Here is a 24,659-nt window from a genome sequence, read left to right as displayed (position 1 = left end):
CGGGGCGATAAGCCTTACGCCGGGCGGCGCAGCAGTTTGAAAGCGGCAAACAGGAAGATAATCCACACCGGCAGCAATATCGCCGACAGACGCATCCCGTCAATGGTGCACATCAGCACCAGAATCAAACCGAGAAAAGCGATGCAAAAGTAGTTGCTGGCTGGCGCCAGTAACGCTTTGAACTTCGACTCGCGACCTTTACGACGCTGCGCGGCGCGAAACTTCAGATGCGCCATGCAGATCATTATCCAGTTCAGCAGCAGCGTCGCCACTACCAGCGCCATCAGCAACCCCAGCGCTTCATGCGGCAGCAGATAGTTCAGTACCACCACCAGCGAGGTAATGACGCCCGACAGCAGCAGCGAATTCACCGGCACGCCGCGTTTGCTGACGCGGGCGAGAAACTTCGGCGCGTTGCCTTGTACCGACAACCCGAACAGCATGCGGCTGTTAGAATAGACGCCGCTGTTATAGACCGACAGCGATGCCACCAGAATAACGAAATTCAGCGCGGAAGCCACCACGTTGCTGTCAAGATTATGGAAAATCATCACAAACGGACTACTATCGGATTTGATCTCTACCCACGGATAAAGCGCCAGCAGCACCACCAGCGAGCCGATGTAAAACAGCAGGATACGGTAAACCACCTGGTTGACCGCTTTCGGAATGCTCTTTTCCGGATCCTGCGCTTCCGCGGCGGTAATGCCGATTAGCTCCAGGCCGCCAAAAGAGAACATAATGACCGCCAACGACAGCACCAGGCCATGCCAGCCGGTCGCGAGGAAGCCGCCATGCTTCCACAGGTTATCAAAACCAGCTTTACTGCCGCCGTGACCGCCAAACAGCATCCACAGGCCAAAGGCGATCATGCCGATAATCGCCAGCACTTTAATCAGCGCGAACCAGAATTCCGCTTCGCCATACAGACGTACGTTGACCAGGTTGACGGCGTTAATAATGATGAAGAAGGCCGCCGCCCAAACCCAGGTGGGAACATCAGGGAGCCAGTACTGCATATAAATCCCGGCGGCGGTTAGTTCCGCCATCCCTACCAGCACGAACATCACCCAGTAGTTCCAGCCAGAGAGAAAGCCGGCGAACGGGCCCCAGTATTTATAGGCAAAGTGGGCAAAAGAGCCAGATACCGGCTCTTCCACCACCATCTCGCCAAGCTGGCGCATAATCAGAAAAGCCACAATACCGGCCACGGCGTAACCCAGTAATACCGCCGGGCCAGCCATTTGAATCGCGGGACCAATGCCAAGAAACAGGCCGGTGCCAATCGCGCCGCCAAGGGCGATAAGTTGAATATGTCGGTTCTGTAAACCGCGATGAAGCGTCGGGCCGCTCTCTTCCACGGCATCCGACGACGTTGACGCGTCTTTCACGTCGTTCCCCTGTGTATTTTTGTGAAGGGGCACCTTTTATCACTTAGGGGGAATTGTCGCAAGTTGCACGGGGCGCCGGGCCCCATGTCGGACTAAAAAACCACGATCAATGCAATTTCAGGCGCGGGCGAATAATCCGGTTTATCCCCCCGGATAACATCATCAGGCCGGTTTTAAAATAACCGTGCAGCGTCACCTGATGCATCCGATACAACGAATCGTAAACCATCCGCGCAATACGGCCTTCGACCATCATCGGGCCAATCGGTAGATGTCCCATAATGCTGCCAAAGGTCGTGTAGCCGGAGAGAGAAACCAGCGAACCGCGATCGCGATAGGAGAACGATTTCAACTTATGCCCCTTCATGCGGGCGATAATGTTGTCGGCGGTCAAGAGCGCCATTTGATGCGCCGCCTGGCCGCGCGGCGGGATAAATCCACCTTCCGGACGCGGGCATGCCGCGCAGTCGCCGAAAGCAAAAATATCAGCGTCGCGCGTCGTCTGCAGCGTCGGGGTCACCACCAGTTGATTGATACGGTTGGTCTCCAGCCCGGCGATATCCTTCATGAAGTCCGGCGCTTTTATCCCCGCCGCCCAGACAATTAAACTCGCCTCGATAAACTGGCCATCTTTGGTCTGCAGGCCACCTTTTTCAACGCCGGTGATCATGGTATTGGTCATCACATTCACGCCAAGTTTACTCAGCTTTTCGTGCGCGGCGCGGGAAATCCGTTTTGGCAGTGCAGATAAAATACCGTCGCCGGCTTCTATCAGACTGACATTTAACGCCTCGTTGGTCAGATCTTTATAACCGTAGCTGCGCAGTTCTTTCACCGCATTGTGTAATTCAGCAGATAATTCAACGCCGGTAGCGCCACCGCCAACAATGGCAATATTGACCTTACCGGTCGTCTGCGGGTCGGCGGAATAGCGCAGAAATTGGTTCAGCATTTGCTGATGAAATACTTTTGCCTGCTCAGCGCTGTCGAGGAAAATACAGTGTTCTTTTACCCCTGGCGTATTAAAATCGTTCGACGTACTACCCAGCGCCATCACCAGCGTATCCCAGCGCAACTTGCGTTCCGGCACCAGTACTTCGCCCTGCTCATCCCGCAGCGCGGCGATAGTAATGGTCTTATTCTGCCTATCGATATCCATTACCGAACCGTGCTGGAAGGAAAAGTGGTGTTTGCTGGCATGGGCGAGGAAACTCAACGCATCCACGCCTTCATCCAGCGAACCGGTGGCGACTTCATGCAACAGCGGTTTCCACAGATGACTCTGGCTGCGGTCGACAAGGGTAATATTCGCTTTCCGCCGACGCCCTAATTTACGTCCCAGTTGGGTCGCTAGCTCCAGCCCGCCGGCGCCGCCGCCGACAATAACGATCTCTTTTAATGGCGTAGTCAAGGTGAACTCCAAAATAATTAATTAAATGTTAATTAAAAACTCTCAGATAATTTTTAGTTAACAATAATTCAAACAATAAAATGCCAGTCATCCATTAGATGATTACGGGATGCATATTGGTAATCGCAAATTTAATTGGCGGCAATTTTTAATCGGGATATTATTGTACAAGTTTTCAGGCAATTTCCTTGCACGCATATTCGAGGTAAATAAAAAGGCCACTAAATTATTATTTAGCGGCCTGGCGGTGGGTTAGATAATAATAACCAGCAAGTCTTATCTTTCATTAATTAATAGTGATTAGCGGCATGCCGATATTCCTGTATTTTAATAACGCATCATCACTGATTTAAGTTCGGTATAATCATCAATAAACGCGCTACCAAACTCACGGCCAATACCCGATCCTTTCATGCCGCCGAACGGCACTGCCGGGTCGAGGAAGGTATGCATGTTGACCCATACGATCCCGGCGTCAATGGCCTGCGAGTAGCGCAGCGCCTGGCGGATATTATCCGACCAGACGCTGGCCGCCAGTCCAAATGGGGAAGCATTAATTCGGGCCAGCGCTTCTTCTTCGCTGCGATAGCCAATAAAGCTGCATACTGGGCCGAAGGTCTCCTCGCGCATCAGGGTGCTCTCTTCGCTGCGCACCTTAACCGCCGTCGGCTGCAGGAAATAGCCCTCGCCGGGCAGCGCTTCGCCGCCGCAAACGATGGTATCACCCTCTTCGCGCGCGGTCTGAATGAGACGCAAGACTTTGTCATACTGCTGGCGGTTAGCCAGCGGCCCCATCAGCGTTTGTTCATCCAGCGGGGACCCCGGGGCGAAAGCGCTGAGCTTGTCTTTCAGCAGCGCCAGCACCGCATCCAGTTTTCCCTGCGGCAGATAAAAGCGCTCAGCGGCGGCGCAAATCTGCCCCTGGTTGAGGTAACCGGCTTCGATAATGCCGTTCACCATGGCCTCTGGCGGCAGGTCATCGAGGAACAGCGCGGCGTTTTTACCGCCCAGCTCCAGCGTAACCCGTTTACCTGACGCACTGGCCGACTGCTGGACTTTTTCCCCGGTCGCCACCGAGCCGGTGAAGCTCACTTTGGCGCAGGCCGAATGCGTGATAAGGCGTTGGGCGATTTCGCCGCCGGCGCCGTTGACCACGTTAATCACGCCATCCGGAATACCGGCTGCCTTCGCCAGTTCCGCCACCCGCAGCAGCGTCAGCGGCGTATACTCGCTCGGCTTGAGGACGATAGTGCAGCCGCAGACCAGCGCCGCCGCCATCTTCCAGATGGCAATCATAATCGAGAAGTTCCACGGCACGATGCCGACCACCACGCCCAACGGCTGGCGGCGGGTAAAGGCGGTATATCTTTCCCCGGCCATCGACGGCAGTGACACATCCAGGGTTTCTCCGGTGATTTTCCCCGCCCAGCCGGCGAAGTAGCGCAAAAACGCTACCGACTGATCCAGTTCGAGCATCCGCGCCAGGGTGATGGTCTTACCGGAGCAGAGGCTTTCCAGCTGCGCCAGCTCTTCGCGATGCTCTGCCAGCGTGTCCGCCAGCTTTAGCAGCAGCGCGCCGCGGGCCAGCGTCGGCATCTCGCGCCACTGATTAAACGCCAGGCGGGCGCTCTCCATTGCGCGGTCCGCCTGGCCGACATCCGCCGCCGTGACTTCGGCGATTGACTCTCCGGTCGCCGGGTTTATCACAGCGAACGGCGCGCCGTGGCCCGCCTCACGATGGCCGGCAATAAACTGCCCGTGCGGCTGGCGTAAAAAGGCGGTCACTTCCGCCAGTATGGTTATCTCGCTCATCGTCAGCACTCGTTTTTTAGCAAAGTTAGCCCATCACAGCACGGTTGCGCCGCGCCGCCCATCGTTCTAAAGAACGTCATTCTTCCGGACGATATTCAACGCCCGCACGGCGTGCTGTTATGAGGACATTGAGCCAGGCAAGACGACAGGGTAACGCGATGAATATTAAAATCGATGCGCTGAATTACTACGGCGCGACGAAGAAATACCAGCTCCATTTTCCGGCGCTGCGGGAAGATATCGAAGCCGATGTGGTGATTATCGGCGGCGGCTTTTCCGGTATTAACACCGCGCTGGAGCTGGCGGAACAGGGGATCACCAACGTGGTGGTGCTGGAAGCGCGCCATCTTGGCTATGGCGGCACCGGGCGCAACGGCGGCCAGGTGATGGCCGGGATCGGCCACGATATCGAAGCGGTGAAAAAACACGTCGGCAAAGAGGGGCTGGAGACGCTATTTAAAATCGCCAACCTCGGCGCGGGCATCATTCGCGAACGCATCCGCAAATACAACATCGACGCTGATTTCGTCCCCGGCTACGGCTACCTGGCCTATAACCAGCGGCAGCTTAAAACACTACGCCAGTGGGAGAAGGAGTTTAAAGCCGCCACCCCGGATGAAGAGATCGAACTGTATACCGGGAAAGAGGTACAGCAGGTGGTCGGCTCCGAGGTCTACTGCGGCGCGCTGAAACATATGGGCGGCGGGCAGATCCATTCACTCAATATGCTGCTTGGTTCGGCACAGGCCGCGCATTCGCTGGGGGTGAAGATTTTCGAATCCTCACCGGTAGTAGAGGTGAATTACGGCAAACAGGTGCAGGTGCGCACCGCGATGGGCAGCGTTAAAGCCGCCAAACTGCTGTGGGCCTGCGACAGCTTCCTCAACAATATGGAGCCGGAGATCTACAACAAAACGCTGGTCACCTACTCTTATCAGGTATCGACCGAGCCGCTCTCCGATGAACTGATCGAGCGCATCAGCCCGCTGCGCGGCGCCTTCAGCGATATTCGCCCGGTGATTAACTATTATCGCGTCACTCGTGAAAACCGCCTGCTGTTTGGTAGCGCCACCCGCTTCCTGGAGTATACGCCGAACGATTTCGCCGCCTGGAATCGTACGCTGCTGGCGGAGGTCTTCCCGTACCTTAAAGATGTGAAGATCGATTTCGCCTGGGGCGGGCCGATGGCCTGCAGCGCCAACCTGTTCCCGCAGATTGGCACCTTACGCGACCATAACAACGTCTTTTACGTCCAGGGGTACTCCGGCTTCGGCGTCACCCCCTCGCACATCGTGTGCAAAATCCTCGCCGAAGGGATCAATGGCGGTTCCGACCGCTATCGTCTGCTAAGCAGCATTCCCCACGCGACCATCCACGGCCGTGACAGCCTGCGCTTGCTATTAGTCACCGCCGGAAAACTGATGCATCAAACCGCCGGTTTCTGGAAAGGCCGGAGTTAATCAGGAGAACGCTATGCACGCTTTTAAACTCAAACACCCGGTACCTGAACTACAGCCGATCGGCAGCGTCAGCCTGCTCGGCGCGACGCCGACCGCCGGCGACCCGCAGGTGGCCGGGGCGATGATCTACGGCGAGCCGCAGGACGCCTTTACCTGCGGACTGTTTTCGTCCACCGAAGGGAGCTTCACCATGACCTATCCATTTACCGAACACGCCACCGTGCTGGAGGGCGAAGTAGAACTGACCGTCGCCGGCGGCGAGCCGCAGCGCTTCGCGCCGGGGGACAGCTGGTTTGTCAAACAAGGCACCGAAGTGGAGTGGAAAATTCTCACCCCGCGTTTCGTCAAACACTATCTGGCGAACGTTGAGACGCGCTAACACGCTGATAATGCCCGGCGACGCATTGCGCCTTCTCCGGGCTACCAAATCGCACAGCGCTGTAGCCCCGGTAAGCGGCAGCGCCACCGGGGTTTTGAGGCCAAATTAAAGGCAGGCCGCACGGACCGTAGGCCGGGTAAGGCGCTAGCCGCCACCCGGCAGAAATACGCGCAACGTGGCAAGACAGATGGCCCCGGTTTCCGGGGCCATCTTGTTTATCAGTCGCCACATTCATGGACTACGTCACAGATTCACCCGTTGCTCTCCACCTTCCGGACGATATTCGTTGAGCAGGATGCCCGCCTAAATTATGACTATCCGGGAGTGGCGCTGGCTATTCCCTGCCCTCCCCTACATTGTGCAGAGGTTGACTATGTTTAGTAACAGACTCGCCAGCCATCTTGAACGCGGCGTCGTCGGCTTTCCGACGACCCTCGCCAGCTCGGTTGGGCTGATTATGGCAAGCCCGGTGATCCTGACGGTCACCAGCGGATTTGGCATGGGCGGCGACACCTTCGCGCTGGCGGTACTGCTGGCTTTTATTATGATGCAGGCGCAGGTCACTACCTTCGCCGAAGCCGCGACGTTAATCCCCACCACCGGTTCGGTGTACGACTATATCTCCTGCGGTATGGGCCGCTTCTTCGCCATTACCGGCGCGCTGTGCGCCTATCTTATCGTCCATATCTTCGCCGGCACCGCGGAGACCATTCTCGCCGGCATTATGGCGCTGGTGAACTTCGAATCGGTCAACGCGCAGATGGCCGCCCATCAAAACACCTGGATGGTAGGCGTCGGTATGGTGGTCATTTTCGGCCTGCTCAACGCCATTGGCGTGGAAATTTTCGGCAAGGTCGAAGTGGTGCTTACCTTTGGCATGTGGACGACGCTGACCATTTTCGGCCTGTGCGGCATTTTTATGGCGCCGGTGACTCACCTTTCCGGCTGGTTCGGCACGCCGCTGAACGTTAGCGATATCTCCGGCCTGTTCGGCTATATCGGCATGGCGATGTTTATGTTCGTCGGCTGCGAACTGGTGACGCCGATGGCGCCGGAAATCAAAAAAGCCCACCGCACCATTCCTCGGGCGATGGCGCTGGGTCTGCTGGGCGTCGCCAGCTGCATGTTTATCTACGGCGCGGCGATTAACCGCCAGGTGGAAAACGTGGTGGTCGATGCGGCGAATAACGTCCATCTGCTGGACACGCCGATGGCTATCCCGGCCTTCGCCGAGCGGGTGATGGGCCACGCCGGCCAGTATTGGCTCGGAGTCGGCCTGCTGCTGGCGGGCTGCGCCACGATTAATACCTTGATGGCCGCGGTGCCACGTATTATTTACGGTATGGCGCTGGACGGCGCGCTGCCGCGTTTTCTTACCTGGCTGCATCCGCGCTTCAAAACGCCGGTGATCGCGATTGCCATCGGCGTGGCCATCCCCTGCCTGCACGCCTGGTACCTGAACGGCGATCTGGACCGCATCGTACCGCTGATCCTCGCCGCGGTCTGCGCCTGGGGCGTGGCCTATCTGTTGGTGACGCTGTCGGTGGTGATGCTGCGCATTCGCCGCCCGGACCTACCGCGCGCCTACCGCTCGCCGTGGTTCCCGCTACCGCAGATTATCTCCAGCGTCGGGATTATCATCGCTATTGTGAATATTACCCCTCCGGGGATGGACAGCCGCGAGGTGCTGGTGCCGTTCGGGATTATGCTCGGCCTGACCGCCGCCTATGCCCTGTTCTGGACGCTGTGCGTACAGCGCGTTAATCCGTTCAAGCCGCTGGCGGTAGAAGAGGTGGTCGAGCGCGCTATCGGCAACTATGAGAAACAGACCCGCGGGGAGATGACGCCTGATGCCCTCCGTCCCCTGGTTTGAAACGCCATTAATGAACGCGGTGCAGCGCGATTTAGCGGGCTGGCCGAGCGAAAAACTCAGCGAAAGCAGCGCGATGTTGCGCCTGAACGACGCCACCTTCGTCACCTACAGGGTGCGTCAGAAGCGACTATTTATGGCCAGCATTCACAGCTGCGAGTTTGTCGTCGAAGGGCCGGTTACCCGGCCCGCTCGCGGTAAGATCCGCGCTCACCAATCCGGCTGGCTGAAACGTCAGCCAGTCCGCTTTATCGGCGGTAAAGAGAGCGCGGAACTCGCCGGCTATCTCAACGGTTTTCCTAATCTTCAGCAGACCTTAAGCGAGCTGGACTACCGCCGCTTTTCGTTGACCTTTGACGGTCGCGACTGGCGCTGCTGCATTGAACCCTGGGCCGCCAGCGAAGTGGTCTGCAAAATGCCGCCGCTGCGCCGTTATCTGAAGCTCGAAGCGCAGCAGCGGATGCTGCTGCTCAGCGTGATGGCGATGATTAATCAGGCGGTAAGTCAGTGGATGCGCGGTGAAATCGCAGAAGAGAAAGCATTGACTTCCCCGCCATCACAGCGGGGAGGCTGAGGTGGTTTATAGCAGACCGAACTGCTGAGCCAGTCGATCGATAGCCTGGCGCTGGAACTGCGCGAACGCGGCGCGCGGCTGCTGCTGCTGAATAAATTCCAGCAGCGGATCCTGAACCTCGGTGCGCACGCCGCTCAGCGTTTCCATCACCGCCAGGCCGCAGAACGGCACGTAGGATTCGGCATAGCCGCCTTCGTGCACCATCACCAGTTTGCCGCCGCACAGGCGATCCGCCGCCTGCTGGACCTGTTCGGTCATCGCCCGGAAGCTGTCGCTATGTAGCTGCATCCGCGCCAATGGATCCATCGCGTTGGCGTCATAGCCGCAGGCGATAATAATCAGTTCCGGCTCAAAACGCGCCAGCGCGGGAATGACGATAGTTTCCAGCGCATAGCGCCAGCTGTCGTCGCCCGCCCCGGCCAGCAGCGGAATATTGATATTGTAACCTTCGCCGGCGCCAACGCCGCGATCGTCCTCGCCGGAGTAGCCCGGCGGGAAGCAGCCGTCCTGATGCAATGAGATAGTCAGCACGTCATCGCGCTGCAGATAGATATGCTGCGTACCGTTACCGTGGTGAACGTCCCAGTCAATAATCGCTACCTTGCCGAGCCCCAGCAACGCTTTCGCCCGTTCAACGGCAATGGGAATATTGGCGAGGAAACAAAACCCCATCGACTGCTCCGGCAGGCAGTGGTGTCCGGGCGGCCGCGACAGCGAATAGGCGTTATCCAGTTCGCCCTTAAGCACCGCCTCGACGGCGGCGCAGGCCAGCCCGGCGGAAAGGCAGGCGATTTCATAACTCCCCGGCCCCAGCGGCGCCTCTTTGCCGAGCATGCCGCCGCCGTTATCGCTGATTGCCTTAAAGCGCTCAAGATAGCTATCGGGATGGATCCGCCGCAGGTCTTCCAGGCTCGCTGCCGCCGCGCTGCGTAGTTCCAGTTGCGGCGTCAGCCCGGAGACGTCCATCAGGTTTTTCATCCGCCGTTTGGTCTCCGGCGACTCGGCATGGCCGCCGCCGGCAGGCGGCTGTACCCAACCACCGACCGGCAGCGTTACCGCGTGCAGGCCGGTACTGTGCCAGAAACAACGTTCATCAAAGAAGAAACCGGTTTTTCTTTTCACTCTATCCTCCCGTTGGCTAAACCTTTCCCGGCGGACGACGCCGCCGCAATCAAAATCAGCGACAGCAGCGCGCAGGCGCCTGCCGCCGCCAGCAGCGGATTGGCGCTGGCGAAGTGTTGCAGTAAGGCCCCCGCGATCGCCGGACCGGCGGCCATTCCGCCGCCGATCACCAGATTGATGCTGTTCATCAACCGGCCGTTGTTATCGAGCGCGGCCACGCGAGCGAGGATAAAGGGCAACACGAAAGTCCAGGTGAACTTAAACAGCAGCGCCGCGATGGCGTAACGCACCAGCAGCGGATGACCTGTCAGTAACAGCACGCTGGCGATCAGCAGCGCGTATCCCAGCCACACCGCCAGCCGGTCCGGACGTTGGGTACCGCGCAGCGCCGCGCCGCCGGCGCCGATAATGCCGAACACCGTCGCCGCCGCCAGCACCAGACCGACCTGTGTCGGACTCAACCCCGCCCCGCTGCCGATGGTGCCGATAAAGGTCCATACGGCGCTGAGGCTGATATAGAAGGTGAGAACCGCCAGCACCGCCAGCGCCTTTCGCCACGACGCCGCAGACGGCTGGCGATGGGAAGCCGATTGCGCTTGAAAACACGACGGGAAGGCGGAAACCAGCGGCAAACAGCAGAGCATGATGGCGGCAAGAATCAGATAAACGACCTTCAGGCCAAAGGTCACAAACAGGCCGGGCAACACCAGCAGGCCAAGCATGCCTAACAGCAGTTGCCCCAGTACCCAGAATGCGTACACCCGTGATGGATTCGGCGTTCCCGCCGCGCAGCTGATGCACAAGATCATCAGCGTGCCTCCCGCCAGGGAAGCAATAAAGCGTACCGCCAGCAGCGACGAATACTGGGTTACCGCCGCCGAGGCAAGGTTAGCGAGCAGAAATACCGCACAGGCAACGAGCGCGACCCGCCGCCAGTCGAGGCGGCTCATCCACCACCACGCCGGGAGCGTCGCCAGGCTCATCGCGCCGAGCTCCGCCGAAAACAACCAACCGATCTGTCCGGGTTTAAGGTGCCATTCGCTGCCCAGTTGCGCCGCCACCGCCGGCGCGGTCATTAAAATCCCCGGCGCAAGGGCGGCGAAAATGACAATCGCCGCCAGCAAACGCAGCGACACCACCAGCCTGCCAGGCCGCGAAAGAGTATTATCAGAAAAAGGTGTACTCGACATCGTAGGGCGTGCTCCAGTCAAAAAAGCCTCCCCCCGGACGGTTATCCAGGGAGTGATACCCTCAGGCATCAGGAAAACGCCGTGCTGCCACGGCGCGCGCGGGATGCGATAGTCAGATTACAGATGCAGCGTACGCTGAGCGGCAGGCATCCAGGTTCGGGAAACGAGTTCAGTCCGGTTGACGACTTCAGTCTTGGCGAAAATATTGCGCAGATGGGTTTTCACCGTCGAGAGCGAGATATCCAGCTGGCGGGCAATCAGCTTGTTGCTGGCGCCTTCACGCACCATGCCGACGATTTCGCGCTCTTTGGCTGTCAGGATGGCGGGGAGTTCATCCTCTTCCTGCAGGAAATCGCGAATAGCCAGTTCCACCAACGGCAGTACCGCCTGGGCCCGCAGCCGTTCTTCGCTGGAAAAAGGCACGTCGCGCATCAGCGAGATACCGGCAACGATCCGCCGTTCGCGGCGAATAAAGATTTCGGTCATGTCGCGTACGTTATTCGGCAACATAAATTCATGGTAGTAGTGCCGGTTACGGTCACAGAGTCGCGGCGTCATCGCCGCCATGGTCGTGCTCTGGTGGCTAAAGTGCGCCGGCAGGTGTGGATCCAACGGCTGGAAGCTCTCCAGATATTGTTGGTGTGTATTATCCGAAATATTATGCAATATATAGTTTTCAGGTTTTAAACGATTATTTACTCGATAAAAAACCGCTGAAGACAGTGGAATTAACTGTGAAATAGTCTGTAAACAACGGGCTATTATCGCATCATTACGACTGGCTTTTAATAAAGCAGACATGATATTTCCCCCCGTCAAGGTGGTGGTGCGTAACACGCGGATTACCAGAGTAGGATGAAGCATACATTTCACATTTAAGTAACACAATCATTAACATGTTAACAATGTGATATCGATTACATTATTTTCATCAATGCATTGTTATTTAAAGCATTTAAAAACAAGCCAGCGTTCTGTTAACGTGGACACGTTAAAACATAAACAAAAGTTATTAACACCACGCGTTATTTTCCGGCAAGGATTAAAAACCCTTATATTGGCAGGTCCGATCTCATCCTTAAGAACGATAGTTTTTTGCATTTTTTCATTTATACCCTAAAAAGGATGTCGATAATTTAACGCCGCGGCTTAATCAACGGATTACGCCTGACTTGCTATTGCCCAAATACGCCGCCCCAGGCCAGCAATTAATAGAGGATAAGCCGATGCTGAATATCGCCGCCTTACGCCAGCAGCAAATTCCGCTGGCCGTCGAACCGCGCTCATCGCTGCCGTTTCATATTCTGATGAAACCGATTGGCCCCGCCTGTAACCTCGCCTGCCGCTACTGCTACTACCCGCAGGATGAAACGCCGGTCAGGAAGATGGACGAGGCGCGGCTGGAGCAGTTTATCCGCCGCTATATTGCCGCCCAGCCCGCCAGCGCGCGGGAAATCAACTTTGTCTGGCAGGGCGGCGAGCCGCTACTGGCCGGGCTAAGTTTCTATAAAAAAGCGCTCGCCCTGCAGCAGCGCTACGCCCCTGATGGCGTAACCATCAGCAATAGCCTGCAAACCAACGGGACGCTGATCAACGACGCCTGGTGCCGGCTGTTTCGCGAACATCGCTTTATTATCGGCGTCAGCCTCGAAGGTAGCGAAGCGCTGCAAAACCACCACCGTCCTGATAAACGCGGGCAGGCTTCCTGGCCGGCTGCGCTGCGCGGTATCGCCCTGCTCCACCAGCATCAGGTGGAGTTTAATCTGCTGGTAGTGGTGCATAACGAAATCGCCGCCCACGCGGGGGCGATTTATGACCGGATGGTCACGCTTGGCGCGCGCTATCTGCAGTTCCAGCCGCTAATGAGCGAAGGCGCGGCGCTGCGCGAGGGTTATCAGCTCAGCGCCGATAATTGGGGGCGTTTTATGGTCGGTATCTGGCGACAGTGGCAAAAGCGCTGCGATATGGGGCGGGTGTTCGTCATCAATATCGAACAGGCGTGGGCGCAGTACTTTACCCATAGCAGCGGCAACTGCGTGCATAGCGCCCGCTGCGGCAGCAATCTGATGATGGAGTCTGACGGCCAGCTTTACGCCTGCGATCATCTGATCAACGCCGAACATCGGCTGGGCCGTCTTGACGAGCAGACGCTCGCCGCGGCGGTCGACGCGTCTGTTCAGCTCCCTTTTGGCCAGCAAAAAAGCCGGCGCCGCGAATGTCAGACTTGCGCTGTAAAAATGGTCTGCCAGGGCGGCTGCCCCGCACATCTCAACGCCGCTGGCAACAACCGCCTCTGCGGCGGCTATTACCGGTTCTTTAGCGAAATCCTCGCGCCAGTACGCCCCTTTTCCCGCGACCTTAACGGCCTGAAGGCCTGGCGGGCCGCGTTTGTTGGGTCTGCGCATACTGCGTAGCGCCTTACCCTGATGATATCCCCCTCTGAACAGGAGAGTCAGTCGTGAACAAAAAAGCCATGGCCGCGGCGGTCAGCATGATCCTCGCCGGCGGCGCGCACGGCGCGCAGAATGAGCATCCAAACGTCATCGTGATTATCGCCGATGATATGGGTTATTCCGATATCAGCCCCTTCGGCGGTGAGATCCCCACCCCCAACCTGCAGGCCATGGCGGAGCAAAGTATCCGCATGAGCCAGTATTACACCTCGCCGATGTCGGCCCCGGCGCGTTCGATGCTGTTGACCGGCAACAGTAACCAGCAGGCCGGGATGGGCGGCATGTGGTGGTACGACAGTACCATTGGCAAGGAGGGTTACGAGCTGCGGCTGACCGACCGCGTCACCACCATGGCCGAGCGCTTTAAAGATGCCGGCTATAACACGCTGATGGCCGGCAAATGGCATCTCGGTTTTGTTCCCGGCGCCACGCCGAAGGACCGCGGTTTTAACCACTCCTTCGCCTTTATGGGCGGCGGCACCAGCCATTTTAACGATGCGATACCGCTCGGAACCGTCGAGGCGTTCCACACTTACTATACCCGCGATGGCGAGCGCGTCTCCCTGCCAGATGATTTTTACTCCAGCGAAGCTTACGCCCGCCAGATGAATAGCTGGATTAAAGCGACGCCGAAGGAGCAGCCGGTCTTCGCCTGGCTGGCGTTTACCGCCCCTCATGATCCCCTGCAGGCGCCGGACGAGTGGATTAAGCGCTTTAAAGGCCAGTATGAGCAGGGTTACGCCGAGGTCTACCGCCAGCGCATCGCCCGCCTGAAAGCATTGGGAATCATTCATGACGACACCCCGCTGCCGCATCTGGAGCTGGATAAAGAGTGGGAAGCGCTAACGCCAGAGCAGCAGAAATATACGGCGAAAGTGATGCAGGTATATGCGGCGATGATCGCCAATATGGACGCGCAAATCGGCACGCTGATAGAGACGCTGAAACAAACCGGGCGCGATAAAAATACCCTGCTGGTATTTTTAACCGATAACGGCGCCAACCCGGCACAGGGTTTTTATTACGAATCTACCCCCGAATTCTGGAAGCAGTTCGATAACAGCTATGACAACGTGGGCCGCAAAGGATCATTTGTCTCCTACGGCCCCCACTGGGCGAACGTCAGCAATGCCCCCTACGCCAATTATCACAAAACCACCAGCGCCCAGGGCGGCATCAATACCGACTTTATGATCTCCGGTCCCGGCATTACCCGGCGCGGTAAAATTGACGCCTCAACGATGGCGGTGTACGACGTGGCGCCGACGCTATATGAATTCGCCGGCATCGATCCCAATAAATCGCTGGCGAAGAAACCCGTGTTACCGATGATTGGCGTCAGCTTTAAGCGCTATCTAACCGGTGAAGTCCAGCAGCCGCCGCGCGGCAACTACGGGGTTGAACTGCATAATCAGGCGGCCTGGGTCGATGGCGAATGGAAGTTGCGGCGGCTGGTACCTCGCGGCCTCAACGCCGGCGATGCGCCGTGGCAGCTGTTTAACCTGCATGACGATCCGCTGGAAACGCATGACGTCGCGGCCCAACATGCCGATCGGGTCAAAACGATGAGCGACGCTTACGAGGCATTCGCCAAACGTACGATGGTCACCAAAGCGCAGGGCAAGATGATCGATTACGTCGGTATCGATAACAAAACCGGGCGTTATCTGGCGGTCGATCCGGCGACCATGAAGCCGGTGCCCGCGCCGCAGGCTATTCCTGTGAGCGAGGGCAAATAAACGAACCCGGCTATCGTTCTTCCGGGCGATAGCCGGAAGCTAACTCGCTTTCTAAGGTAATCCTGAACCCCATTACTGGAGAGAGCGAATGGCGAGAGTCGTGGTGATTACCGGCGGTGGAAGCGGGATCGGCGCCGCCTGCGCGCGGTTGATGAGCGCGGCGGGCGATCGGGTGTTTATTACCGGCAGACGCGAAGCGCCGCTACACAAGATCGCCGTTGAAACCGGCGCGACGGCGCTGGTGGGCGATGCCGCCGACGGCGACGTCTGGCGGGAACGGCTGCTACCGCCGATTCTCGACCAGACTCACGGTATTGATGTACTCATCTGCAGCGCCGGCGGCATGGGCAATAGCGCCACCGCCGATACCAGCGATCGCCAATGGCGCGAGGCGCTGAACGCGAACCTGAATAGCGCTTTCGTCAGCGTGCGCGCCTGCCTGCCTTCACTGATTGCCTGCCGCGGCAATGTGCTGTTTGTCGCCTCCATCGCCTCCATCGCTGCCGGGCCGCAGGCCTGTGGCTATGTCACCGCCAAACACGCGTTAATTGGCCTGATGCGCTCCATCGCCCGTGATTACGGCCCACAGGGCGTCCGCGCCAATGCGATTTGTCCCGGCTGGGTCACCACCCCGATGGCGGATGAAGAGATGATCCCACTGATGCAGCAACACGGGCTGTCGCTTACCGAAGCCTATCAACGGGTGTGCCGCGACGTTCCGCTACGCCGCCCCGCCAGCCCCGAGGAGATAGCCCTGGCCTGTCAGTTTCTCTGCTCGCCGCAGGCCGCCATCATCAGCGGCGCGACGCTGGTCGCCGATGGCGGGTCCAGCATCGTCGATGTTCCAACGCTGGCGTTTACTTAGCGCCCCCACTCTACTCAGGAGCTCACATGACTTCAGAAGCCGTATTTATCCAGGTCGGCGCGCTGGCCGATGGTTTCGCCCCGCACGGCAACCTGCTGGCCACCGCCAGTCTTCCCGCAGGCGAACGCTTTACCTTTTATGCCGCCGGGAGCGAGCCGCAGCAGTTGATTATCGAAGATGAACAAACGCTTAGCTGGAACGGCAAACGCGCGCCCTGGCGGGCAACCGCCCTGCGCCCCGATATTCTGTTTATCGATTTTCTTGACCCGGAGCGCGATAACGCCAGTATCAGCGCGGTATGCAACCTGACGCAGCGCAACGCCACGCTGGTATACGGCCAGCTACCTGACGAAGCCGCCGCGCGACTGGACGCCTTCAGCCGGGTAGAGCAAGGGTTGCCGCTGACCGCCGTCGAGGCGCGATTTGTCTTCGCCCGCCTGGATGCCCAGCCGGGACCGCTGCCTGACTTTACCACCGCGCTGGTCGGCATGCGCAATCAGTACACCTATAGCCCGACCGAGCGTTATGAACACATCTATCTCAACGATAATTTTTACGCCTGGCAGTGTCTCGATGGCGTGGAAAAGGGGCTGGCGGATGTCGATCGCTGCCATTACGTGCAGGTGGCTGAGGATCTCTATTTGTTCGTCTGGCGGGAGAAAATCATTCCCACGCTGGGGGTTATCCTTATCGATCTTAAGCAGATGCGAACCGATGGCAAGATCATGGGCTATCAGGGCAGTGATTTTGGCGCCTTGAGCAAATTCCCGGTCGGCGCGAGCGCGAAGATCCTCAACGTCACCCGCCATCAGGAATAATATTGCGTTGCCGCAAAATCCCCGGTGGCGCTAGCGCTTACCGGGGCTACGGCACTGTGCGATTTGGTAGCCCGGACAAGGCGCAACGCGCCGCCTCCGGGGAGAGCGACTGACTCAGGCGCTGGCGCTGTCGAGCCGCGCCAGTTGTTCGCTGCCGAGGTTCAGCGCCGCCGCGCGGGCGAAGCTTTGCACCTGCGCCAGGCTGGTGGCGCTGGCAATCGGCGCGGTAACGCCTTCCCGGCTCATCAGCCACGCTAACGCCACTTCTGCAGGCTTCGCGCGCTGTTCTTCCGCCACCGCGACCAGCGTGTCAATAATCCGCATTCCGCGTGGATTGAGATATTTAGCGATGCCGCTGCCGCGCTGGCTTTGCGCTAAATCGGACGACTGGCGATACTTGCCGCTCAGGAAGCCGGAAGCCAGGCTGTAGTAGGTCACCACGCCTATATCGCGGCTGACGCAGAGATCGCGAAGCGCCCCTTCAAAGGCGGAGCGGTGATAGAGGTTATATTCCGGCTGCAGCACCTGCCAGGCCGGTACACCGCCTTTACGCGCCACTTCCAGCGCCGACGATAGCTGCCCGGCGTCGAGGTTCGAGGCGCCAATCGCCCGCACCTTCCCCGCCTGCTGCAGCGCCTGGAATGCCTCTAACGTTTCATCGATGGGCGTTTCGGGATCCGGCCAGTGGGCAAAATAGAGGTCGACATAGTCGGTATTGAGGCGGCGCAGAGAGTCGTCGATCGCCTGATGGATCCAGGCTTTCTTCAAGCCTTTATGCCCAGCAATACCTAAGTCTGAACCTACTTTAGTGAAGATTTTAACTTTATCGCGCATCCCGGGACGCGCCTGCAGCCAGCGGCCAATAATAGTTTCGGATTCACCGCCCTGATTGCCTTCCGCCCAGCGGGAGTACACATCCGCCGTATCGATAGCATCAAAACCGTGGTCAACAAAAGCATCAAGAATGGCAAAACTGGTTTTCTCATCGATGGTCCAGCCAAAGACGTTGCCGCCAAATACTAATGGGGCGATGGAAAATCCGCTTTTGCCCAATGGACGTGTCATCATGCCGATACTCCTTAGCTTATATTCTGTTTCCCTCAGATAACCGCAGGGGGTCTGAAGAGGATGTCGAGTGGATAATCAGAAAAGGAATCTTGCGGCGGGCAGTCCATGCCCGCAGGGTACACTCTGACATTATGTCCCGGAATAAACGTCAAAGCTAAAATATTTCCCGGCCAGTTTTTTGTAGGTGCCGTCGGCAAGCATTTTCGCAATCGCGCCATTTATCTCTTCGCGCAGCGCATCGTCGCCTTGACGCAGGCCAATCGCCGCCCCGGCGCCAAACAGTTTATTATCCTGCAGTTGTCCGCCAACAAAGGCGAAATCCTTGCCCTGCGGCTGCTGCAGGAAGCTGTAATCGGCCATCATGCCGGAGAGCACCGCGCCATCGAGACGACCTGATTCAAGGTCGCGAACGACGCTATCGGCCCCCTGATAGGCGACAATGTTAATCCCCTGCGGCCGCCAGTACTGGTTAACGTAAGTTTCCTGCGCCGACCCCTGTTCGACGCCGATAGTTTTCCCCTTCAACTGCTCTGGCGTATTGCCTTTGAGGGTATTTTTGCGCGCCACCAGAAACACCGGCCCGTTGTACAGCTTATCGCTAAAGGCAATCTGCTCTTTACGTTTTTCGGTCATATACATCCCTGAGAGGATCGCGTCGAATTTACGCGCCTTCAGCGCCGGGATGATGCCGTCGAAGTTGCTTTCCACCCACACGCACTTCGCCTGCAGCTGCTGACAAATCGCGTTGCCTAAATCGATATCAAATCCCGCCAGCTTGCCCTGCGGATCTTTCCATTCAAACGGCGCGAAGGTCGGGTCAACGCCAAAACGGATCTCTTTCGCCCCGGCGGCCAGCGCCGACGTCGACGCCATTAATGCCAAACATAACAACAGTGATTTTTTCATTCGAGATTTTCTCCAGGGATTAACGGCAGTGCGCTTGCACTAAACGCGCGAACAGCGTCGCGCCGGTGCTGATAATGTCATCGTTAAAGTCATAACCGGGGTTATGCACCATGCAGCCGCCCTTCTCGCCTTTTTCACCGTTGCCGAGCAGGAAGTAACAGCCCGGACGCTCGCGCAGCATAAAAGCGAAATCTTCGCTGGCGTTCATTGGCGATACCGACTCCAGCACCCCTTCGCGGCCAAAGACTTCCAGCGCCAGCGCCTGGGCGAAATCGGTCTCTTCGTTACTGTTGGTTAATACCGGGTAAGAGTCGTAAATCTCGACTTCGCTGCTGGCGCCATAGCTTTTGGCAGTAAACTCGGTCAGCTCTTGAATACGCTTAATCAGCAGATCGCGAATTTCCGGTTTCATCGCCCGCACGCTGAGCTCCATCACCACGCTCTCAGGAATCACGTTCGAGGCGATGCCGGCCTGGAAAGTCCCCACGCTGACGACCGCCGTTTCACCCGGCGGCACGTTGCGCGCGACGATGCTCTGCAACGCCATCACCAGCGCCGCGCCGGCCACGATAGGGTCGACGGTGCGTTCCGGATGCGCGCCGTGGCCGCCGTAGCCGGTAATCGTGATTTTGACCGTGTCCGCCGAGGCCATAAAGTTGCCGGCATAGAAGCCCAGCTTGCCAACCGGTAGCCCCGGCATATTGTGCAGGCCGAAGATGCGTTCGCAGGGGAACTGCTCAAACAGGCCATCTTTAATCATCAGATCCGCGCCGCCGATGGCTTCTTCCGCGGGCTGGAAAATCAGATGCACCGTGCCGTTAAACTGGCAGGCCGGCGAGGCGATATATTTCGCCGCCGCGAGCAAAATCGTGGTATGTCCATCATGGCCGCAGGCGTGCATTTTTCCAGGTACCGTGCTGGCCCAGGGTAAATCGGTGGTTTCATAAATCGGTAATGCGTCCATGTCGGCACGCAGGCCAATAGTGCGCGGCGAATCGCCTTTACTCAGGCTGCCGACGACGCCGGTTTTACCGAGGCCGCGGGTCACCTGATAGCCCCATTCTGTCAGCTTACCGGCAACCAGCTCGCTGGTATTAAACTCTTCCAGACTTAATTCCGGATTGGCATGTAAATAATGACGGATAGAAATCATTTCATCTTCCGTGGCTTTAATTTCTGGAATTACACAATCAGACATGCCGTTCTCCGGGAATAGATTAAGAACTTAACAAGTTATCCTGGCTCAAAGTTTATGCAAGTAGCATTTCTAATTGCTGGAACGTCATCCATCATATTTTTAATACAGAAAAATCGCAGAACAATAGCCATTAAAACTGGCAAAATTTAAATATAAACGTTTATTTTATGGGCTCCATACCAACACTTACTCTACCATCCCCGCTTTAATTCAGTTTTAAATAAAAATAAACAGCCATGAAATATCATTTACTTTTACTTACCTGCGCGCTGACGCTGACAGGCTGCAGCGCTGAGGGCGACACCGCCAGCCAGCAACGCGCCAGTATTCAAAAGATGCGTACCAACACGCTCAGTAAACTCTATAGCCTGTACCCGGAAGCACGTAGCGATATCCAGCATTCAAAGGGCTACGCGGTCTTCGCCAGCAACAGTAGTAAGATATTAGTCTTTGGCTTCGGCAGCGGTTACGGCGTCGTTAAAAATAGCGCCACCGGCAAAGATACCTATATGAAAATGGCCCAGGGCGGCGCCGGTGTGGGTATGGGCGTGAAACAGCTGCGCACCGTACTGGTATTCCACGATAAAGACGCCTTGAATACTTTCATTACTAAAGGCTATATGGTCGGCGCGGATGCCAACGCGGCAGCGAAATATGACGACAACGGCATCGCCCCGATAGGCGCGTCGGCCAACGGCGTGGCGAAAGATACCGCCTCGCTGCCGTCAAAAGTCAACGTTTATGAAATCACCGAGAAAGGTTTGGCGGCTCAGGCAATGGTCAACGGTTATAAATACTGGCCGGATGACGAGCTGAATAAAAGGTAGGGCTTTGCGGTCCGTACAAGTTAGCATCAATAAGCCGGGTCAGACGCTAGCCTGACCCGGCGCGAATGCCATGCCACTGATATCATTATTTAATGACCAAGGGCGCCGCTTACCAGTATTGAGGTAATGATTCCTGTCGCCGCGGCGATCAGCACGTAATTGCCATCAATATAAGACCAATGATGGCCCTCCGGCGGGCGCGGCAGGCCACGCTCGTTCCAGTTACTGACGCGATATTCATCACCGCGATAACGCTCCGGCGCCGGATGGCCTTTACGGAAATCGTTCCCCCTCCAGGCGAAATGATCCTGCTCATGGCGTTCCTGGCGACGATCGTCATGACCGCTACGCTCCGGGCCGCGGTGGTCATTGTTGTCCTGATGGTTATCGCCAGGACCGCCCGGCTGGTGGCGTCCGTTTTGGTCGCCCTGTTTCGGGCCATTCTGCCATACCTGCTGTTGCCCCGGACGATGGTCATCATTTGGGCCATCGGCAAAAGCCTGAGCGCTCAGCACGCAGGATAAAATAACCGCCAGAGAAATAATCTTTTTCATAGTACACCTCCTGATATATTTCTTTTTTACCCTGCAAATGTGGAGAAATAGTGATTAGCAAACTATCCAGGACTATTCCTGGCTAAATCAGGAAGGCAGCAAACAATAAATTCAGCGAGCGCCAGACGTAAAAAAGGCCGCTTGCGCGGCCATTTTATTCTCAGTGAGTCCGTTTTACTCAGAGACTTTATTCTTTAACTCTTCAGCGCCTTGCTTGGTTTTATCCCAGCCTTTCTCGCTGACTTCTTTGGTCTTATCCCAACCTTTGCTGGCGCCTTCTTTAGTAGCGTTCCAGCCTTTCTCGGTGCCTTCTTTGGTCTTATCCCAACCCTTCTCGGCGCCTTCTTTGGTTTTGTTCCAGGTTTTCTGCGTGCCTTCACTTACCTGGCTGCCGACGCTATCGCTTTTCCCTTCAGCAGCATGTTTGGACTTGAGCTTCATCTCTTCGCCCTGATTCTGCGCCTGGTGCAGTTTTTCTTTCGCCGTGTTGGCATTCTCATGCGCTGCGGCCACGGTGTCATCGGTTGCATGTGTAGTGGTTGCTGCGAATACCGGAGAAGCGACCAGAATAGCGGATAGTGCAATCATTGCTTTTTTCATATTTTTCCTCTCTTAACGCGTGCTTTATGTTACGAGTCACATTCAGCATGGCATAAGCTCCTGCGCTTAGCATTAGGAAAAGTTCTTAAAACTGCCTCACCGCTATTCCGTCGTTTTAGTGATCGAGATAAAGATAGCTTTCCCAGCTTTTCATGCGGATGAGGATCTTTCTTATCAGCGACAGGTGCTCAAAATGCTGCGAATAGACGGCGGCTTCGACGTCCGCGCCCTGCGGCAGCTGATAATTTGCCAGACGATCGTCGGTCACTTTTAATACCACCAGCGCTCGACCGCGCGCCGCCAGATCGTTGGCCGTCAGCAACGTTCCCTGCCCCTGAAACTGGCTTTCGCCAATCGCCGGCAGCACTTCCGCCACCTGCGCTTTAAACACGGTTCCGGGAATAGAGGGGAACAGCAATTCAGCCTGTTCACCTTTTTGCAAACGCTGCAGCGCGTTTTGACGGAATGCGGCGACGTATTCACGTGAATTCACATTATCCGTTGGCACAAACGTCATTACCGGCTTCAACCCCAACGCGGTGGACATGGTCCCAGGACGCAGACCGACGGTACTGACGTAGCCGTCAGACGGCGCGCGCACCACCGTGTTATCGAGCTTAAATTGCGCCTCACGCAGCTGCGCCAGCAGCGAAGCAACTTTGGTGTTCTCGCCGTGCACCACCGAATTGAGATCGTTATGCGCCTGTACGACCTTTGCCCGGGCGGCGTCAACCGCCGCCTGCGTCGCTTTCCAGTTCTGGCGACGCGTATCGACCATCTGATCGGAAAAGGCCCCTTTATCATGACCTGCCTGGAAGCGGGCGTATTCACGCTGGGCCCGGTCGCGCTCGGCGACCGCTTTGCTTAAATCAGCCTGCGCGCTGGTTAACCCCGCATCCAGCGACAACGCATCCTGGCTGGCCGCTTTCACCTGAGCGGTCAGGTCGTCGACTTTCGCCTGGAACGGGGTTGGGTCGATGGTGAACAAGATGTCGCCTTCATGCAGCATCTGATTTGGTTTCACCGGCACGCTGGTGACTCGACCGCGGGTTTGCGAAACAATGGGCACCGTGCGATAAACCTGCTTCCCGACTTCGCTATAGGGGAAGTTATAATTCATACCGAGGATTAACATGCCAATCAGTATCACGCCACCTAATACCGCAGTGGGAACCGTCCATTTATTTAATGGAATACGGAATACTTTAAATATCACGATACACAAGGCGGCATAACACAGCAGTAATAACGTTTCCATTATTTACCCTCCTGATTGACGGCGCTATTTTTCAGACGGTTTAATTCCGCCTGCATCGCATCCAGACGCTGATGTAAATCGTGCTGGTCGGTCTTTAACTGCTGCATTCCCCAGCCGCGGTCTTCTCGCCACAGCGTGGCCCAGATCCACAGCAGCGGCCACAGCACGTGCAGGGTGAACAAGCTCACCCAGCCAGCGTAATGAATCGCATCCTGGTGCGGATGATTTCTTTTTTTGGCTATTTCATAAGGAATATCGTGGATCACGATAATTCCATAAAATAAAATCAGCACCACCGCAATCAGGATGGCTAAAGCAATATAATCCAGGGTCATAAAATAACTCCAGAATGTGTGACGTATTTCACATTCACTTTATACAGGCGTCAGCAAGCCGGGCATAACCGCCCTGATAACTGACCATATTAATCAGAATTTATCCGGTATTTTTCGGTCGATAGAAATGAGTTGACCTTTTTTCACCGTGATATAACCGCCTTCTTTTAACGCCGCTAAAACCTGATAAACATAGCTGCGCGAAAGATTGGTCCGTTTAATAATAAAAGCGGACAGGCTTTCACGTTTTCCACTATCGATCTCGTTACGGTACAGATAACGCGATAACATCGATTTTATGGTCTGAAAACCGGACAGGTTGCCGCGCTCGTTGTGCGCATCGAGAGCAAAAATGCCCATGTAGGCCAGAATGGTCGTCAGTTCTTTCATATACTCCGGCGAAGAGTAAAAGAAGATACGCTCGAAATCCTCCACGCTGATTCTGGCGAAACGGCAGCGGTCGAGGCATTGATATAGCAGCTCTACCGCCGGGCAGTAATACTCAAGCAGGCCCAGCGGCATATGCTCAATCACAATACCCAACAGGTTGTCAGGGTCGTTGACTGCGAGGGTGATTTGCCCGGACAGCAGAAAGTAAATGAACCCATCCTGCGGCTGAAAACGCTCGCCGGCGGCGCACTCGACGTTTTCGCTACAGGCGATGACGTGCGGGAGATGCGCATTTAACTGCAGCTTCTGGTAGCACGCATGAATACGACCAAAACTGCTATTCAACTTCCCCGTATCCATTGCCGTACTTTCCCGTATCACCGACGTCATCAAATATATATAAGGCAAAGCGAGGGGAAAAGTCCACAGCTGGAGTTTT

Annotated in this window: 23 protein-coding genes; 9 read left to right on the top strand and 14 right to left on the bottom strand. The window is 56.7% G+C overall.

The genetic code is table 11. From position 1 onward, the window contains the following. Window positions 1–14: 14 nt before the first annotated feature. From pheP to ABLV17_RS06235, 3 genes are all read right to left on the bottom strand, one after another. Complete coding sequence (pheP, locus tag ABLV17_RS06245; protein WP_047054926.1) at window positions 15–1,391, bottom strand: phenylalanine transporter; 1,377 nt, start codon at window positions 1,389–1,391, stop codon at window positions 15–17. A 106-nt stretch (window positions 1,392–1,497) separates the two neighbouring features. After that, window positions 1,498–2,802 (bottom strand): NAD(P)/FAD-dependent oxidoreductase, encoded by a 1,305-nt coding sequence (locus ABLV17_RS06240; protein ID WP_308958351.1) that lies wholly within the window; start codon window positions 2,800–2,802, stop codon window positions 1,498–1,500. A gap of 327 nt (window positions 2,803–3,129) precedes the next feature. After that, complete coding sequence (locus ABLV17_RS06235; RefSeq protein WP_308958352.1) at window positions 3,130–4,614, bottom strand: aldehyde dehydrogenase family protein; 1,485 nt, start codon at window positions 4,612–4,614, stop codon at window positions 3,130–3,132. A gap of 158 nt (window positions 4,615–4,772) precedes the next feature. Here ABLV17_RS06235 and ABLV17_RS06230 point away from each other — a divergent pair, with 158 nt between their 5' ends. From ABLV17_RS06230 to ABLV17_RS06215, 4 genes are all read left to right on the top strand, one after another. After that, window positions 4,773–6,074, top strand: coding sequence for an FAD-binding oxidoreductase (locus ABLV17_RS06230; RefSeq protein ID WP_020079404.1), 1,302 nt, complete (start codon window positions 4,773–4,775; stop codon window positions 6,072–6,074). 13 nt (window positions 6,075–6,087) lie between these two features. Further along, window positions 6,088–6,453, top strand: coding sequence for a cupin domain-containing protein (locus tag ABLV17_RS06225; RefSeq protein WP_025714914.1), 366 nt, complete (start codon window positions 6,088–6,090; stop codon window positions 6,451–6,453). A 373-nt stretch (window positions 6,454–6,826) separates the two neighbouring features. Further along, window positions 6,827–8,326, top strand: a complete 1,500-nt coding sequence (locus ABLV17_RS06220; protein ID WP_087860299.1) for an APC family permease — start codon at window positions 6,827–6,829, stop codon at window positions 8,324–8,326. Next, window positions 8,304–8,897, top strand: a complete 594-nt coding sequence (locus tag ABLV17_RS06215) for a DUF3156 family protein (RefSeq protein ID WP_308958076.1) — start codon at window positions 8,304–8,306, stop codon at window positions 8,895–8,897. Before ABLV17_RS06220 ends, ABLV17_RS06215 begins: the two co-directional genes overlap by 23 nt. 6 nt (window positions 8,898–8,903) lie before the next feature. Here ABLV17_RS06215 and ABLV17_RS06210 read toward each other — a convergent pair whose 3' ends face one another. From ABLV17_RS06210 to ABLV17_RS06200, 3 genes are all read right to left on the bottom strand, one after another. Further along, a complete protein-coding gene (locus tag ABLV17_RS06210) occupies window positions 8,904–10,019 on the bottom strand; it encodes a class II histone deacetylase (RefSeq protein WP_308958075.1) in 1,116 nt (371 codons plus the stop codon). Then, on the bottom strand, window positions 10,016–11,209 hold the full coding sequence (locus ABLV17_RS06205; protein WP_308958074.1) for an MFS transporter: 1,194 nt from the start codon (window positions 11,207–11,209) through the stop codon (window positions 10,016–10,018). Before ABLV17_RS06205 ends, ABLV17_RS06210 begins: the two co-directional genes overlap by 4 nt. 117 nt (window positions 11,210–11,326) lie before the next feature. Further along, the gene (locus tag ABLV17_RS06200) at window positions 11,327–12,010 is read right to left on the bottom strand and encodes a LuxR family transcriptional regulator (protein WP_015367829.1); all 684 of its coding nucleotides are present in this window, start codon (window positions 12,008–12,010) and stop codon (window positions 11,327–11,329) included. A 425-nt stretch (window positions 12,011–12,435) separates the two neighbouring features. Between ABLV17_RS06200 and ABLV17_RS06195 the strand changes: the two genes are divergently transcribed. The 4 genes from ABLV17_RS06195 to ABLV17_RS06180 all read left to right on the top strand — a co-directional run bounded on the left by ABLV17_RS06195 (window position 12,436) and on the right by ABLV17_RS06180 (window position 17,084). Continuing rightward, window positions 12,436–13,623: an anaerobic sulfatase maturase gene (locus ABLV17_RS06195; protein WP_308958073.1), complete on the top strand. Its 1,188-nt coding sequence runs from the start codon at window positions 12,436–12,438 to the stop codon at window positions 13,621–13,623. Window positions 13,624–13,667: 44 nt separating this feature from the next. Next, window positions 13,668–15,401 (top strand): arylsulfatase, encoded by a 1,734-nt coding sequence (locus ABLV17_RS06190; protein WP_087860305.1) that lies wholly within the window; start codon window positions 13,668–13,670, stop codon window positions 15,399–15,401. A gap of 88 nt (window positions 15,402–15,489) precedes the next feature. Beyond that, window positions 15,490–16,266, top strand: a complete 777-nt coding sequence (locus ABLV17_RS06185; RefSeq protein WP_308958072.1) for an SDR family oxidoreductase — start codon at window positions 15,490–15,492, stop codon at window positions 16,264–16,266. 26 nt (window positions 16,267–16,292) lie between these two features. Beyond that, entirely contained in the window at window positions 16,293–17,084 is a 792-nt protein-coding gene (locus ABLV17_RS06180) for a MoaF C-terminal domain-containing protein (RefSeq protein WP_348854138.1), read from the top strand. A 114-nt stretch (window positions 17,085–17,198) separates the two neighbouring features. Here the strand turns inward: ABLV17_RS06180 and ABLV17_RS06175 are convergent, their stop codons facing one another. From ABLV17_RS06175 to ABLV17_RS06165, 3 genes are all read right to left on the bottom strand, one after another. Continuing rightward, window positions 17,199–18,152: an aldo/keto reductase gene (locus tag ABLV17_RS06175; protein ID WP_308958071.1), complete on the bottom strand. Its 954-nt coding sequence runs from the start codon at window positions 18,150–18,152 to the stop codon at window positions 17,199–17,201. A 129-nt stretch (window positions 18,153–18,281) separates the two neighbouring features. Next, window positions 18,282–19,058, bottom strand: a complete 777-nt coding sequence (locus tag ABLV17_RS06170; RefSeq protein WP_015367838.1) for an ABC transporter substrate-binding protein — start codon at window positions 19,056–19,058, stop codon at window positions 18,282–18,284. 19 nt (window positions 19,059–19,077) lie between these two features. Continuing rightward, complete coding sequence (locus ABLV17_RS06165; protein ID WP_032714021.1) at window positions 19,078–20,256, bottom strand: M20 aminoacylase family protein; 1,179 nt, start codon at window positions 20,254–20,256, stop codon at window positions 19,078–19,080. Window positions 20,257–20,492: 236 nt separating this feature from the next. Between ABLV17_RS06165 and ABLV17_RS06160 the strand changes: the two genes are divergently transcribed. Beyond that, a complete protein-coding gene (locus tag ABLV17_RS06160) occupies window positions 20,493–21,083 on the top strand; it encodes a YSC84-related protein (RefSeq protein ID WP_308958070.1) in 591 nt (196 codons plus the stop codon). A gap of 89 nt (window positions 21,084–21,172) precedes the next feature. Here ABLV17_RS06160 and ABLV17_RS06155 read toward each other — a convergent pair whose 3' ends face one another. The 5 genes from ABLV17_RS06155 to ABLV17_RS06135 all read right to left on the bottom strand — a co-directional run bounded on the left by ABLV17_RS06155 (window position 21,173) and on the right by ABLV17_RS06135 (window position 24,580). Further along, on the bottom strand, window positions 21,173–21,637 hold the full coding sequence (locus tag ABLV17_RS06155; protein WP_113373789.1) for an RcnB family protein: 465 nt from the start codon (window positions 21,635–21,637) through the stop codon (window positions 21,173–21,175). Between the two features lie 174 nt (window positions 21,638–21,811). Further along, window positions 21,812–22,237 (bottom strand): hypothetical protein, encoded by a 426-nt coding sequence (locus tag ABLV17_RS06150; protein WP_045393394.1) that lies wholly within the window; start codon window positions 22,235–22,237, stop codon window positions 21,812–21,814. A 115-nt stretch (window positions 22,238–22,352) separates the two neighbouring features. Next, window positions 22,353–23,495, bottom strand: a complete 1,143-nt coding sequence (locus ABLV17_RS06145; protein ID WP_308958069.1) for an HlyD family secretion protein — start codon at window positions 23,493–23,495, stop codon at window positions 22,353–22,355. Next, window positions 23,495–23,830: a DUF3302 domain-containing protein gene (locus tag ABLV17_RS06140; RefSeq protein ID WP_020079414.1), complete on the bottom strand. Its 336-nt coding sequence runs from the start codon at window positions 23,828–23,830 to the stop codon at window positions 23,495–23,497. Before ABLV17_RS06140 ends, ABLV17_RS06145 begins: the two co-directional genes overlap by 1 nt. Window positions 23,831–23,923: 93 nt before the next feature. Further along, window positions 23,924–24,580 carry a helix-turn-helix domain-containing protein gene (locus ABLV17_RS06135; protein ID WP_087860312.1) on the bottom strand — a complete coding sequence of 219 codons (657 nt, stop codon included), beginning with the start codon at window positions 24,578–24,580 and terminating at the stop codon, window positions 23,924–23,926. Window positions 24,581–24,659 lie beyond the last annotated feature (79 nt).

Source organism: Klebsiella sp. CN_Kp091 (genome assembly GCF_040065095.1).
In the GTDB taxonomy this organism is placed as follows: Bacteria; Pseudomonadota; Gammaproteobacteria; order Enterobacterales; family Enterobacteriaceae; genus Klebsiella; species Klebsiella aerogenes.
The sequence above is the reverse complement of the archived record's forward strand: the minus strand, read 5'-3'. Positions and strand labels throughout refer to the sequence as shown.

Bases quoted from the DNA above. Each gene is read 5' to 3' on its own strand.
- ABLV17_RS06235 (WP_308958352.1), bottom strand. From the start codon at position 4,614: ATGAGCGAGATAACCATACTGGCGGAAGTGACCGCCTTTTTACGCCAG.
- ABLV17_RS06230 (WP_020079404.1), top strand. From the start codon at position 4,773: ATGAATATTAAAATCGATGCGCTGAATTACTACGGCGCGACGAAGAAA.
- ABLV17_RS06225 (WP_025714914.1), top strand. From the start codon at position 6,088: ATGCACGCTTTTAAACTCAAACACCCGGTACCTGAACTACAGCCGATC.
- ABLV17_RS06220 (WP_087860299.1), top strand. From the start codon at position 6,827: ATGTTTAGTAACAGACTCGCCAGCCATCTTGAACGCGGCGTCGTCGGC.
- ABLV17_RS06215 (WP_308958076.1), top strand. From the start codon at position 8,304: ATGCCCTCCGTCCCCTGGTTTGAAACGCCATTAATGAACGCGGTGCAG.
- ABLV17_RS06205 (WP_308958074.1), bottom strand. From the start codon at position 11,209: ATGTCGAGTACACCTTTTTCTGATAATACTCTTTCGCGGCCTGGCAGG.
- ABLV17_RS06200 (WP_015367829.1), bottom strand. From the start codon at position 12,010: ATGTCTGCTTTATTAAAAGCCAGTCGTAATGATGCGATAATAGCCCGT.
- ABLV17_RS06195 (WP_308958073.1), top strand. From the start codon at position 12,436: ATGCTGAATATCGCCGCCTTACGCCAGCAGCAAATTCCGCTGGCCGTC.
- ABLV17_RS06185 (WP_308958072.1), top strand. From the start codon at position 15,490: ATGGCGAGAGTCGTGGTGATTACCGGCGGTGGAAGCGGGATCGGCGCC.
- ABLV17_RS06180 (WP_348854138.1), top strand. From the start codon at position 16,293: ATGACTTCAGAAGCCGTATTTATCCAGGTCGGCGCGCTGGCCGATGGT.
- ABLV17_RS06175 (WP_308958071.1), bottom strand. From the start codon at position 18,152: ATGATGACACGTCCATTGGGCAAAAGCGGATTTTCCATCGCCCCATTA.
- ABLV17_RS06170 (WP_015367838.1), bottom strand. From the start codon at position 19,058: ATGAAAAAATCACTGTTGTTATGTTTGGCATTAATGGCGTCGACGTCG.
- ABLV17_RS06165 (WP_032714021.1), bottom strand. From the start codon at position 20,256: ATGTCTGATTGTGTAATTCCAGAAATTAAAGCCACGGAAGATGAAATG.
- ABLV17_RS06160 (WP_308958070.1), top strand. From the start codon at position 20,493: ATGAAATATCATTTACTTTTACTTACCTGCGCGCTGACGCTGACAGGC.
- ABLV17_RS06155 (WP_113373789.1), bottom strand. From the start codon at position 21,637: ATGAAAAAGATTATTTCTCTGGCGGTTATTTTATCCTGCGTGCTGAGC.
- ABLV17_RS06150 (WP_045393394.1), bottom strand. From the start codon at position 22,237: ATGAAAAAAGCAATGATTGCACTATCCGCTATTCTGGTCGCTTCTCCG.
- ABLV17_RS06145 (WP_308958069.1), bottom strand. From the start codon at position 23,495: ATGGAAACGTTATTACTGCTGTGTTATGCCGCCTTGTGTATCGTGATA.
- ABLV17_RS06140 (WP_020079414.1), bottom strand. From the start codon at position 23,830: ATGACCCTGGATTATATTGCTTTAGCCATCCTGATTGCGGTGGTGCTG.
- ABLV17_RS06135 (WP_087860312.1), bottom strand. From the start codon at position 24,580: ATGGATACGGGGAAGTTGAATAGCAGTTTTGGTCGTATTCATGCGTGC.